We start from the raw sequence: 12,739 nt of genomic DNA, 5'->3' as shown, positions 1-12,739 counted from the left end.
TGGAAGCTGGTCAACCCACATGCTTGCATTTGGTCCTCCGCTCCACATGTTATGAGTAGTCCGTTTTGTTAAATTCATAACTTTATAGGACGCATTTGGTGCATTTGCTCCCGTTTTTATTTCAAATGTATAGGCATTGTGTATCGGTTTGTAGAAATATTGAACACTTGACGGACGAAGTCGATCCATAAGATCCTGCTCTTCTTTCTCCGCAATTTTCACCGATTCATATAATTTATCAGCATAATTCTTAAGATCTTGCCAGCTATCTTTTGCTGTATTAAGATCTGCTTTTATAAAAGTAAATTCTTCTGGGGTAATAAATTTGATATTTTTTACTAAATTATTATATTTTGCTGCTACAGTATCCCAACTATTAGACATTTTCTGTATAGAAGTAATAGCTGTGTCAATTGTTTCCGCCATATTCGTAGTCTTATTTTTTGCATCAGTTATAATAGCTATTTCTGCTTGTGCCCCAGAAATTTGTGCTTTTAAAATTTCTATTTCTCGCTCAGCAGATGCAATATTACTTTTTGCTGTTGCAATCAGCGGTCCACCAATGATACACGTTATTAACGTCGCGCAAAGTACTGAACCTGCAATAATTTGATCATTGCTTTTTTTGATAGACTCATTATACCCATTAATTCGCTGTTCTAAATATGGAATACCTGCAGTTGTACTAGCTAAAATAGTCGTCAATTGATCTGTATCTTGTTTAAAGTTTTGCGTATCTGCTGTCATTTTATTTCGGAATGTTTTCAGCTGTTCCAATAGCTCGTTAACTTCACTTTTATTAGTCAATATACTTTGATACAATTTTTCGAGCTCAGTTTTCAATTTTTCAGTGTCTTTTTGATCTATTGCAGCTAGTAAAATACTATAGTGTGTTTGAAATGTATCATTATAATTTACAATGTTTTGATTCGTATTCATAATACGTGGTTTAAGATTATCTAACCAATAGGTCGCGTTTTTTTTTGCATCGTCCTGGTGCTTCAACATATTTGCTCGTAAATAACTATTAAGAGAACTTATACCACTAAGGTCTGTCTCTTGTTGATTACGTATTGTTTTGGCATATGAATCCATAACAAGTACATTAGACATTGCTGGTGCTAGTACATCTTGAAAGCCCTCAGGACCAAGTGAATAATTATGAATGGTTTCTTGCGATATAGTTGTATGGACTTTTTGTTCTGCTGCGAAAGAATGAAGTGGTACTATATTACTTGTTGCCATTCCAGCAATCATCATTGATAATAAGAATTTCTTGTACAATTTCTTATTCATATTATCCCACCTACGCTTTTTAAGAATTCGTATCTTTTAGTGAGCATTGAGGAAGTTCCCTGCTCAAGTTTGAACAGGGAACCCTTATCACATAAAATCAATTGATTATTTTGTATCTACTAATTTAATATCAGTTTCATAAAGATTTGCAGCAGTATCTCTAACTTCTTTCCAACTATCTTTAGCCACATTGAGATCCTCTTTTATGAAAAATAGATCGTTAGGGTCCATAACTGCAATATTTTTAAGTAAAGATTTATATTTTGATCCAACTACATCCCATTTGGTTGAAAGATTTTGTAGTGCAGTAATTGCTATATCAATAGTCTCTGTTAAGGATTCAGTTTGCTCTTTTAGATTGGTTAAACCAGCTACTTCTAATTGAGCCTGGGTTATTTGTCCTGTTATATTCTTAATCTCTTCCTGAGCCTTATCCATCTCTTGCTTTGCTATAACAATTCCCGCTATACCACCTGCTGTTGCTCCTAAACCACCTACAATGAACACCACTCCTAGTTTAGCTCCTAAACCAGTACCAATTAGAACTGCTCCGCCTATAATAGCAAGTGGGCCTAAAGCCGTTGCAACTGCTGAGGCAATAAGCAGTTTATTATATTCAGCAATTGTAGCATGATACGTTGTGAGTTGATTTTGCAACAGCGGAATTCCAGCATCTTGACTTGCTAAAATAGACGTTATTTGAGTTGCATCTTGTCTAAAGTTTTGCGTATCTGTTGCCATTTTCTTTCGGAATTCTCGCAGTTCTCCTAATAATTCGTCCACTTCCGCCTTATTTGCTACAACATCATTATTTAGCCTTGTAAGTCCATTTGATAATGTTTCCTTGTCCTTATTGTTTACAGCTGTTATTAACGTATCATAGTAATTTTGAAATTTAGTATTATAATTAATAATATTTTGATTCGTTGAAATCATTTGCGGTTTAAGTTTATCTAACCATTGCCCTGCATTTATTCTGGCAATATTTTGATCATTAATTATTTTCGTTCGTAAAGATGTATCAATTGAATTGAGCCCATTGAAATCAGCATTTGCTTGTTTAATGATTGTTAAAGCATAAAGGTCCATTACTAAAGCATTTGACCCTGTATTTGTTATTGCCTCTTTAAGACCCTCTGGTCCTAATGAATAATCCGGGTAATCGCCCGTTGTACCTGTTTTAGCGTGAATAGGAGTTGATTTTGCCGTGCTTTCCGCTGCAGAAGCATATGTTGGCATGATACTACCTGCTGCCATTACCGTTATTAATGCGGATAAAGCCATTACTTTATAAGGCTTTTTTGTCATTTTTGTCTTCTCCTTTAACTTTCAGTATAATCATATTTCACTCTTTGCTTAAACTTAATTTATTGTTACATTTGAAATGAAATTTTCAAACTTTTTTGTTTGCAAATACAGTTCATCACTGAATTCTTTGAGCTGAATTAATTGATTTTGCAATCCAACACTATCCATGTGTGCCCCTGCACTCAGATTGAGTTGGATTTGGATCATTGTATCATTTAGCGCTTTCCAATCATTCATCAAATATTCAAAAGTAGTAATTTGCCTCTTAATCATCTCAGTAAACCCATTCATTTGATCCTCAATAAAAGTCATTTCAGTCACTTGAATTTGGGTTTCTGCTAACTGCTGAATTAGTGGTAGTAATTCTTTTTGTTTCTGCTCAATAATCCTAGCAGAAGCAGCTGTTTGGCTGTCGAAAAGATCTAAAATTCCACCACCAAGAGATGAAATAGAGATAAAATCTATAGTTTGAGTCTGAGCTGCTCCGCCCGCAATCGTAAAGACTTGCTTCCCAATATTTATAACGCCGTTACGAACTTCATTTGGTCTATTTAAAATTTTTGCGAGTTCTACCAGTATCTCTTCTTGAAGTCTTTTAATATCAGCTCTTAGCTGTGTAACAGTTCCATCTGACCCCTCTAAGGATTGAATTGCTATTTTTGCTTTTTCAGAAAACCCTTTGTTATCTTGAAGCAATAAATCATTAAAACGATTTAGCTGCAATAAGGTTTGGTTCATACTATCTTGGATAGTTTGTACGTCCTGTTGTAGTCTATTAAAAGCATTTACAAAACTCACTTTTGTTTCCGCATCTGTATTTACCGTTCCCGCTAAATCATATAATGTACCATAATAACCATTGAATCTTGTACTAAAACGCTGCATATCTTGATTTAAATCAACTAACTTAGGATTATATTCATCTAACCATTCGCGAACATGATTTTTTACAAATTCTTGGTGATTCGTTAAACTGCTCATACCAGTCCCTTTAATGGTTGGTTGCTGTAAAATAATTAATCCATATGCTTGTGCTAAAGGTGATTGTGAACCTAACGTTCTAATCGAATGTGATAATGTATTCGCATTTTTGACATTTTGTACATATGTTGACTCTGATTTAGACTGCACCTTCTCCGCGTAAACACTTACATAGTTGGAAGGACTTGCTAATATTGCTGTAACCATTAATCCTGTAACTAAAGTTTTTTTCACTTGAACTCCTCCTTTTCTTATTTTTTAAAGAGAGATTCTAGATTAAGTCTGTTACAATTACTATTTTTATAAAGGAAATAGCAATAGATATTGACTAGATTCTTTCTTATTCTCCTTTTTCGGGGGATGGAAAAAGATACCCCCTATTAGAATATATAAACGTCAGAAAATACGCAATTTTATGATTAATCACCCACTATAAGATAATAGTGACTAGTTTTTTTATGTTTTGTTATATATATGCCATTTGAAATATATATTTTTTTTTTGGTAATGTCATATTTATAATAAAAAGATATATATGAATTAAGAAATCCATCGTTAATTGTCATAAATTCTATAATGATTTTGAATGTGCTTATCTTTCCAAAATGTAAAAATAAATACTCTTAAATTATGTTGGGGAATAAAATTTAACCTGTGACCGATTTTTACGCGTATCTAAGCTTGTACCCCATGCCATATTGGGAAAACCGCACAATTTGGACACAATTTGGACACATTTTAAGCGTTTTATGTACGTTAAGAGCCATCTGTCCAGAAAATCTATGTTTATGGACAGGCGATAAAACTCAATAATATCAACGTTTTGTAGCTATAATCTTGTTCATAAAGTGTGTATATAAATCAGTGTTCAATTAAACTTAGTATTTTATCTTTATGAACATATACTCATCTTAAAAAAACACTGTAATGATAAAGGTTTGTAATCCTTAGCGTACAATTTTCCCGAAATGGTATGGTGAGGTCTAAAAGTAAAATAAAATTGTCAAAAGATGATACCAATTTGATACTACCCAATATTGATATCGAGAATGAAAATAATTTAAGAAACTAAAAAAAAACAATACGCCAAAATTTTTATCATTTTAGCCAAGAAGACTCCTTCCTCAAGGAACGCTTAGTGAGTAGGTGGGAGATGAATTGGCTTCGGACAAGGGATGGCAGGAAGCCATCTTAATTGTTCGACATACATAAACTGTTACTTCACTACCTATCGAATGTATGTTTGTTGTATAATAGAAACATACCGAAATGGAGGTGAAATGAATGATGATTAATAAAGCATATAAATTTCGTATCTATCCAAATAAAGCACAAGCAACCCTAATCAATAAAACGATTGGCTGTTCTCGTTTTGTATTCAATCATTTCCTATCTCTATGGGATAGTGCATACAAAGAAACAGGAAAAGGTTTGACATATGGTACATGCTCTGCGAAACTCCCTGCCATGAAGAAAGAATTTGTTTGGCTAAAAGAAGTGGATAGTATCGCGATTCAGTCGTCTGTTCGCAACCTTGCGGATGCTTATACACGCCTTTTCAAAAAACAAAACAATGCCCCGCGTTTCAAATCTAAGAAGAACAACGTACAATCTTATACCACAAAACAAACAAATGAAAACATTGCCGTTGTAGGAAACAAAATAAAATTTCCAAAATTAGGTCTTGTTCGATTTGCCAAAAGTCGTGAAGTAACAGGACGTATTTTAAATGCTACAGTTAGACGGAACCCTTCTGGCAGATACTTTGTGTCATTGTTAGTTGAAACAGAAGTGCAAGAACTTCCGAAAACAAACTCTTACATTGGAATGGATGTGGGACTAAAAGATTTCGCCATTTTGTCAGATGGAACAACCTATAAAAATCCGAAGTTTTTTCGATCATTAGAAGAGAAGTTGGCAAAAGCACAGCATGTTCTTTCTAGAAGAATGAAAGGATCTTCTCGCTGGAATAAACAACGAGTAAAAGTAGCTAGAATTCATGAATACATGACGAATGCTAGAAAAGATTACTTGGACAAAATCTCCACTGAAATCATCAAAAACCACGATGTTATCGGTATAGAGGATTTGCAAGTATCGAATATGTTAAAGAATCAAAAGTTAGCAAAAGCAATTAGTGAGGTATCATGGTCTCAGTTTCGAACTATGTTGGAATATAAGGCAAAATGGTACGGTAAACAAGTCATTGTTGTATCGAAAACATTTGCTTCAAGCCAATTATGTTCTTGTTGTGGATATCAAAACAAAGACGTTAAAAATCTAAACCTACGTAAATGGGACTGCCCTTCTTGTCTTACACACCATGATAGGGATATTAACGCAAGTATCAATCTAAAGAATGAAGCGATAAGGCTTCTAACCGCAAGGACTGTGGAGATAGCCTAATAAATTAGAGTTCGATAGAACTCTTTACTTAGGAATCCCCCTCTTCTAAACGAAGTGAAAGTGGGGGTAGTTCAAGCTAAATGCATGCTCAAACAAAACAAGGAGGTAATGAAAAAAAACATTATTAGCAGCAACACTTTTAAGTACAGGATTATTTGCGGGTGGTGTAGTAGGTACAGAAGATATAAAAACGGATGAAAAAATAAAAGTTACTGTTGCAGATAAAGATGGAAATATAACGTATAAAGAAATTGATGGAAGTGAAATTTCAAAAAACGCAGTACCAGCAACTCCTAAAGGTGATGTAAAAGAAGATGCAAGAATGGATAACCTAAAGTCAAATGAAGGTAATTCAATTTCAATGAGTGCAGATGGAACAACTTCTTTCTCACAAGACTTTAATGCACCTAAAGATGCAGTACCAGCAACCTCTAAAGAGGATGTAAAATAAGATAATTAAATTGAGAAATCAAAATCAAAAAGAACTGGGCATAAATAGCCCGGTTCTTTTTGATTCCTACAGTTTTTTTTAAAGAGAGCTTTGCCCACATGTCCATCAAGCTAGTAAAAATAAATACCCCAAAAATAGTAAAATTGACATCCCCAGAGTAAAAATGTAAAAAATTATTGTATAGGGGGCAGCATAAAACCTTAGCTTGATAGCGATGGGGTACCGCCACATGCCCATCAACTTAAAAATTCAGAAATACCCCAAAACGAAAAAATGAACTTTTTGTTACAAATTAGCATGAAATTTCGTTCTAGGGATAACTGGTTCTGGTGCAAAAACTCTAAAGCTCTTGCAAGTAATCTCCTTACTGATAGTATGACTCTAAAAAAGGTGTGTGATCGGTATGGAAAAGGAAAATTTGTTCAAATGGAAGCATTATCAGCCAGAACTAATTTTATTAACAGTAAGGTGGTACCTACGGTACAATTTGAGCTTCCGTAACCTGGTGGAAATGATGGAGGAAAGAGGCTTATCCATAGCCCACACAACGATTATGCGATGGGTTCATCAATATGGACCTCAATTAGAAGAGAAAATACGGCATCATCTTAAATCAACAAACGATTCATGGAGAGTCAATGAAACCTATATTAAAGTGAAAGGGCAATGGATGTATTTATATCGTGCCGTTGATTCAGAAGGGAATACCATTGACTTTTATCTAAGTAAATCAAGGGATAAACAAGCAGCCAAGCGCTTTTTCAAGAAAGCCTTGGCTTTTTCGTATATTTCTAAACCTCGTGTGATAACAGTAGATAAAAACCCTGCCTATCCTGTAGCGATTCAAGCGTTGAAAGAAGAGAAACATATGCCCGAAGGCATAAAGATAAGGCAAGTTAGATATCTCAATAATATAGTGGAACAAGATCATCGTTTTATTAAGAAACGTGTGCGTCCTATGTTGGGGTTTAAGTCATTTAAAACTGCAACTTCTATATTGAGTGGTGTGGAAGCCATGCATATGATTAAAAAAGAACAGATTGATTTACGGGATCAGTCTGTCCAAAATCAGAAAGAATTCATCCATCACTTGTTTGGGCTAAAAGCATAAAATACAATTCCGCTAGAAATATATGCGCTATATTCTCTTTTATTTTATCTTCGCACCAGAACCACAAAAAAGCGCTATTCTTTCTGCAGAATCTAAGGAAAGGATGGCGGTTTTTTAGGTACTGGGCCATAAAAGATGGTTGATGTTAAGCCATCTTTTATTTTTTATTATGAAAATTAAATTTGAAATCTGAATACGCTTTTAAGTGTTTCATTGCTATGGATATGGCATGTTTTTCTGTATCAATTAACGATAACCCCTGCTTAATAGAAGCCCAATACTCATATCCGTAATCCTCAAACCACGCAAAAACTTCTGTAGTGTAAAAATCATCATTCTGTTTGGATTAACTGCTTAGCAGGTGATTCCGTTAGGACTTCTAGATTCTTTTTATTTATCATTTTTTTGCACCGGAACTGGTAGTTCACTATAAGAGCTTATTTGCATCTATACCTTGATTTTATGTACAATAAAGATATAGATATTATCTGGAACAGAAAGAGGGAGACGATGTCTAATCCATTAGTAAATTTACGTATTGATTTTGCATTTAAACAGTTATTTGGAACAAATGGGAATGAGGACATTTTAATCGCTTTTTTAAATGCTATGTTAAAAAATTCTTTAGAAGCACCTATTGTTTCCCTACAGTTAGAAGATCCACATTTACATCGAGAACATGAAGAAGATAAATTATCGATTTTAGATATTTCGGCTACATTAGATATAGGAACAAAGGTAAATGTAGAAATACAGCTGAATAACAATCATGATATGATTAAACGCAGTTTGTATTATTGGGGAAGGTTGTACACTTCTCAATTGCAAAAGGGCATGCCATATAGTTCACTTCATAAAACGATTACAATTAACCTGTTAAACTTTGTGATGTTTCCTGAATATGAAGCATTTCATACAACAGGCATCCTTTGGAATCAGGAACAACAAAAGCTATTAAGTGATGATATAGAAGTTCATATAGTAGAGATTCCAAAGTTAATGCAGCAATGGCGCGAAGAGAAAGTCAATCCGTGGGAAGATTCGTTTGTTCGTTGGTTATTATTATTACCTGCGAATGAAGATGAACATCTCACACAAACATTGGAGGATATTGCCATGAACCGGGATCCGATTTTACAAAAAGCAATGAATAAATGGGAACGTATGAGTCAAGATTCTTCTTTCCGTCAAGCATATGAAGCAAGGGAAAAGGCCTTAATGGATGAGGCAGCAAAATTTGCTCATGCAGAACAACAAGGAATTAAAAAGGGAATTGAACAAGGTGTTGAGCAAGGAAAGATGCAACTCATTCGAGGAATGCATAAAAATGGTGTGTCTGTAGAAGATATTGCAAAGCTTACAGGATTACCAGAAATAGAAATACAGCGATTTTTGCAGAGCTAGTTCTTATAGAAAGCATTTTATTGGATAAAATGCTTTCTATAACTATGTCTGAAAAGAAGATGAGATGTCTTAAGCTGCTTTTTTTATTTTAGTGGATACGGAAACATCGCCATCAAGCTAATGAAAACGAGATACTCCAAAACCTAAAAAAATGGGAGTATCTAATTTTTTTAGGTGTCTGACAGAAGACTCCTTCCTCAAAAATATAAAAGTGTAAAACACCAATTTTAGGTGGGAGATGAATGTCAGTAGGCGTAATCCTTCTTCAAATAAAAACCTATTTGCCTCTTATCTTTAACTATACTTCTTTTCTAATTTTATTAGGTTTTTCTTCTGATTCGATAAGCCTATTGTAAAACTATTTGCTTTAATTACAATATCTCCCCTGTTACCTGTTGAAGTGACAGTCATCTTAGTCCTAAACAAACCTTTCTTAACTTTCACACTTTCTATATCCTTCATGCCTATACACTTTATATTACCAGTGAACTTACCACTCATTGATATTTCTAATACCATAAGTCTTTTAGCGGTAAAACAAATGATTAAATGCTCAAGGTCTGCCAATGCTCCAAGACCGTATTTAAAATACTCTGATGCTGATGGAATCTTTTTTCTCAACATATGAAAATAGTTTTTTTCTTGCCAGATGTTTTATTGGAAGTGTATTATTTGTATATAGGGAATCACTTGGGTTATTTGAGGTTGCGAGTTTTTCAAAGTAAGGTTGAAAGAAAAGGATATATTTAAAAATTAAATAATGCCACATAAGTGATTTTCTACAATAAGAACTATAAATTAGAGATTTGGATTTATTTGTATGGTTTTATCATAATTATATGTTAAAATTTCATCGAAAAGACACTTAAGAATGGATATTATTGGGTATACGGTCGATTTAATCCGACTTATCATATGTAAATAGGGGGAATATTTTGAAGGGCGCTACATATAATTGTGGAATAGAATTATTATTAAACATGATAGGTGGAAAATGGAAGACTTTAATTATGTATTACTTAATTACTAAAAGCAAGCGCTTCAGTGAATTGAAGAGTTTACTTCCTGGAATTACCTCGAAAATGTTAACCAAACAATTGAGAGAATTAGAAAGAGATGGATTGATAAAAAGAGAGATATATCATCAAGTGCCACTAAAAGTGGAATATTCTCTTACTGCTAAAGGAATGGAATTAGAAGTAATTTTACTACAAATGTGTGAAGTTGGAACAAGGTATCTTGATCATGAGGATAGTTATCAAAAGGCAGTACAATTAGTTTGATAATCAGAATAAAACCCTATAAAGTAGATTTTCATAGTATCTACTCTATAGGGTTTTATTTTACCTAAAATAAATATTTTATTCTAATATAAAAATTAAATGGTATGTATAAGAATACTGGTTATACTTAAAGTTCACTTATTGACTTAATCACTCTACAAGGGTTTCCTACTGCTACAACATTAGCCGGAATATCCTTCGTTACTACACTTCCAGATCCAATAATACTGTTTTCACCGATAGAAACGCCCATATTTATTACCGTATTTCCTCCTACCCAAACATTATCAGCAATATTTACAGGTGCAGCTATTTCATATCCTTCTAGTCTAGCTTGTGGTTCTTTTACATGATTTACAGCGTAAATTTGTACCCTTGGTCCTAGCCATACATTATTTCCAATGGTCACTTTACCACAATCTAAAATAATACAATCAAAGTTTGCAAAGAAATTATCGCCTACCTCGATGTTATATCCAAACTCGCAACGGAAGTTGGGCTCTACGAATGTATTTAAACCACGTTTTCTGAATAGCTTTGTAAGTAGCATATCACGATAATCACGGTCAGTATCCGTGGTTACATTATACAATCGTGTAAGTTTTTTAGCATTTTCTCTTGCTGTTACTAATTCATTGTCAAATCCACAATAAATTTCTCCTAGTTGCATCTTTTCTTTTACGTTCATTTAATAATCTCCTTTTCTGACTCCATAAATTTTTTAATAATTATGTTCGAATAGTTTTTTGACTATTCATCTCCTACTCAATTTTGAGCAGAAACATTGAGTAGAAGCCTATATTCATAATTGCTAAATTAAACTTTTTTGTTATTTACATTGACAAAAGAGTATAAATTTATTGGCAACATATGACAAGCTAATTATATTTAAAGATTCAGAAAAGTCAATTGTTTTTAGATTTATTTACAAATTATTAATATATTTTTTTACGAGTATTTTGGAGGGGGAATCATGCTTATTTGAAAAGGGATTTAAAAACCAAAACCAATATAACATGATGAAAAAACTCGTATTTAATTATTTGAATTAGGCTAGTTTAGCGCCAGTTATATAGCTGTTTAATTAGCAGAAAGAAGGTCATCTTCTAGTTTTTTTTCAATGTGATTTTTACCCCATTCACACATATTATCAAGTACTTGGGTTAAGGACGTTCCATACTCACTTAAAGAGTACTCGACTTTTGGTGGGATTTGAGTATAAACAGTACGATCGATAATTCCATCAGATTCTAATTCTCTTAATTGCTGTGTAAGCATTTTTTGAGTAATACTAGGCATGGCTCGCTTTATCTCACTCGTTCTTTTTTTTCCATCAAGTAAAATACATAATATTACTACTTTCCATTTGCCACCTACAACGTCAAGAGTTACTTCGATAGGGAAGTTATAAGTTTTCATTGCATATTCTCCTTTCAAGAATAAGATTACATACAAAAGAATGCGTTTTCATAATAGGCTTCACAAAGTGTTATGTAATTCAAATATAATAGTCCTAAAATTATTTGAATCTCCTTTCTCTTAATTAGGCACTTAAAAGTACCTATGAAACTTAAAAGTGCCTATGGAACTTATAAGTGCGTACTTTAAATATTGCTATATGTAGTAGATAATGTCAATGTTACCAAAATATAAAAAGATTATTTTACGAATGTGATGTTAATCTTTTGAGAGGGAGTATATTCATGAAAACACTTGTAGTTATTGCACATCCAAATATTGAGAAGTCTCGCATTAATAAACGTTGGTTAGAAGAATTAAAAAAATACCCGGAAGATTTTACAATACATGAACTATATAAAGAGTATCCAGATTGGAACTTTGACATTGAGCGTGAGCAAAAGTTGTTAGTAGAACATGACCGTTATATTTTTCAATTTCCATTCTACTGGTATAGTTCGCCACCATTATTAAAGAAATGGTTTGATGATATTTTGACATATGGATTTGCATATGGATCAACAGGAGATAAGCTTCGTGGAAAAGAATTTGGGTTAGCCATTTCAGCTGGTGTGATAGAACAAGAATATCGAGCTGGTGAGGCAAATGAGTATACATTAAGTGAATTGTTAAGACCTTATCAAGCGTCTTGTCTTTATACTGGTATGAAATTCCTTCCTACATTTGCTCTTTATGGTGTAGATTATAATTTACCTGATGAGAAATTAGAGGAAAGTGCAACAGATTATATAAATCATATTGAAAAATTTAGCAAGGTTAAAGTGATGGATATTTAACTAGATTTATTCTTATGCTGGAAATCACGAATGTTTTAGAGCCCTATACAATGGGGCTCTTTTTTGTATTAAGAATGTCTTATAATAAGTTACTTATAGTAAATAACTTATTATAAGTAATTATGTATGCAATGGGGTACTCTGATACAAAAAAGTGCCTACTTCACATTATTTTCAGTAAATATATAATAAAAATTGAATCTTAAGAAATTTTAATTTTAAGAAATTTAGATTTAATCTTAAG

The 12,739-nt window shown here is 33.1% G+C and carries 10 protein-coding genes and 3 pseudogenes; 6 read left to right on the top strand and 7 right to left on the bottom strand.

Translation table 11 applies throughout. The annotated features are described in order from the left end of the window. Window positions 1-219: 219 nt before the first annotated feature. The 3 genes and pseudogenes from nheC to nheA form a co-directional block, all read right to left on the bottom strand. Window positions 220-1,296: pseudogene (nheC, locus tag QCI75_RS28345) on the bottom strand (non-hemolytic enterotoxin subunit C); the annotation flags it as partial. A gap of 105 nt (window positions 1,297-1,401) precedes the next feature. Next, complete coding sequence (gene nheB / locus QCI75_RS28340) at window positions 1,402-2,604, bottom strand: non-hemolytic enterotoxin subunit B (protein ID WP_353761848.1); 1,203 nt, start codon at window positions 2,602-2,604, stop codon at window positions 1,402-1,404. Between the two features lie 54 nt (window positions 2,605-2,658). Further along, window positions 2,659-3,819 carry a non-hemolytic enterotoxin subunit A gene (nheA, locus tag QCI75_RS28335; RefSeq protein ID WP_064474295.1) on the bottom strand — a complete coding sequence of 387 codons (1,161 nt, stop codon included), beginning with the start codon at window positions 3,817-3,819 and terminating at the stop codon, window positions 2,659-2,661. Window positions 3,820-4,869: 1,050 nt separating this feature from the next. Between nheA and tnpB the strand changes: the two genes are divergently transcribed. The 3 genes and pseudogenes from tnpB (at window position 4,870) to QCI75_RS28320 (ending at window position 7,553) form a co-directional block, all read left to right on the top strand. Then, entirely contained in the window at window positions 4,870-5,991 is a 1,122-nt protein-coding gene (gene tnpB / locus QCI75_RS28330) for an IS200/IS605 family element RNA-guided endonuclease TnpB (RefSeq protein WP_353761847.1), read from the top strand. 250 nt (window positions 5,992-6,241) lie between these two features. Then, window positions 6,242-6,439 (top strand): annotated as a pseudogene (locus QCI75_RS30635) (hypothetical protein); the annotation flags it as partial. 406 nt (window positions 6,440-6,845) lie between these two features. Beyond that, window positions 6,846-7,553: an IS6 family transposase gene (locus QCI75_RS28320; protein ID WP_353761846.1), complete on the top strand. Its 708-nt coding sequence runs from the start codon at window positions 6,846-6,848 to the stop codon at window positions 7,551-7,553. Window positions 7,554-7,710: 157 nt separating this feature from the next. Here QCI75_RS28320 and QCI75_RS28315 read toward each other — a convergent pair. Then, window positions 7,711-7,896, bottom strand: a pseudogene (locus tag QCI75_RS28315) (hypothetical protein); the annotation flags it as partial. Between the two features lie 167 nt (window positions 7,897-8,063). On the opposite strand from QCI75_RS28315, the gene QCI75_RS28310 reads away from it, so the two are divergent. Further along, window positions 8,064-8,957, top strand: a complete 894-nt coding sequence (locus QCI75_RS28310) for an Rpn family recombination-promoting nuclease/putative transposase (protein ID WP_098800452.1) — start codon at window positions 8,064-8,066, stop codon at window positions 8,955-8,957. A gap of 294 nt (window positions 8,958-9,251) precedes the next feature. Here QCI75_RS28310 and QCI75_RS28305 read toward each other — a convergent pair whose 3' ends face one another. After that, complete coding sequence (locus tag QCI75_RS28305) at window positions 9,252-9,581, bottom strand: hypothetical protein (protein ID WP_353761845.1); 330 nt, start codon at window positions 9,579-9,581, stop codon at window positions 9,252-9,254. Window positions 9,582-9,937: 356 nt separating this feature from the next. Here QCI75_RS28305 and QCI75_RS28300 point away from each other — a divergent pair, with 356 nt between their 5' ends. Continuing rightward, window positions 9,938-10,240 carry a winged helix-turn-helix transcriptional regulator gene (locus QCI75_RS28300; protein ID WP_353761970.1) on the top strand — a complete coding sequence of 101 codons (303 nt, stop codon included), beginning with the start codon at window positions 9,938-9,940 and terminating at the stop codon, window positions 10,238-10,240. 127 nt (window positions 10,241-10,367) lie between these two features. Here QCI75_RS28300 and QCI75_RS28295 read toward each other — a convergent pair whose 3' ends face one another. Together QCI75_RS28295 and QCI75_RS28290 are read right to left on the bottom strand one after the other, a co-directional pair. After that, window positions 10,368-10,910, bottom strand: a complete 543-nt coding sequence (locus QCI75_RS28295; protein ID WP_353761844.1) for a sugar O-acetyltransferase — start codon at window positions 10,908-10,910, stop codon at window positions 10,368-10,370. A 410-nt stretch (window positions 10,911-11,320) separates the two neighbouring features. Next, on the bottom strand, window positions 11,321-11,659 hold the full coding sequence (locus QCI75_RS28290; RefSeq protein WP_353761843.1) for a winged helix-turn-helix transcriptional regulator: 339 nt from the start codon (window positions 11,657-11,659) through the stop codon (window positions 11,321-11,323). A 284-nt stretch (window positions 11,660-11,943) separates the two neighbouring features. Here QCI75_RS28290 and QCI75_RS28285 point away from each other — a divergent pair, with 284 nt between their 5' ends. Then, window positions 11,944-12,495, top strand: coding sequence for an NAD(P)H-dependent oxidoreductase (locus QCI75_RS28285; RefSeq protein ID WP_353761842.1), 552 nt, complete (start codon window positions 11,944-11,946; stop codon window positions 12,493-12,495). Window positions 12,496-12,739 lie beyond the last annotated feature (244 nt).

This window comes from Bacillus cereus group sp. RP43 (assembly GCF_040459645.1).
In the GTDB taxonomy this organism is placed as follows: Bacteria; Bacillota; Bacilli; order Bacillales; family Bacillaceae_G; genus Bacillus_A; species Bacillus_A mycoides_C.
Note: the sequence above shows the minus strand (reverse complement) of the source record. Positions and strands in the feature narration are given on the sequence as shown.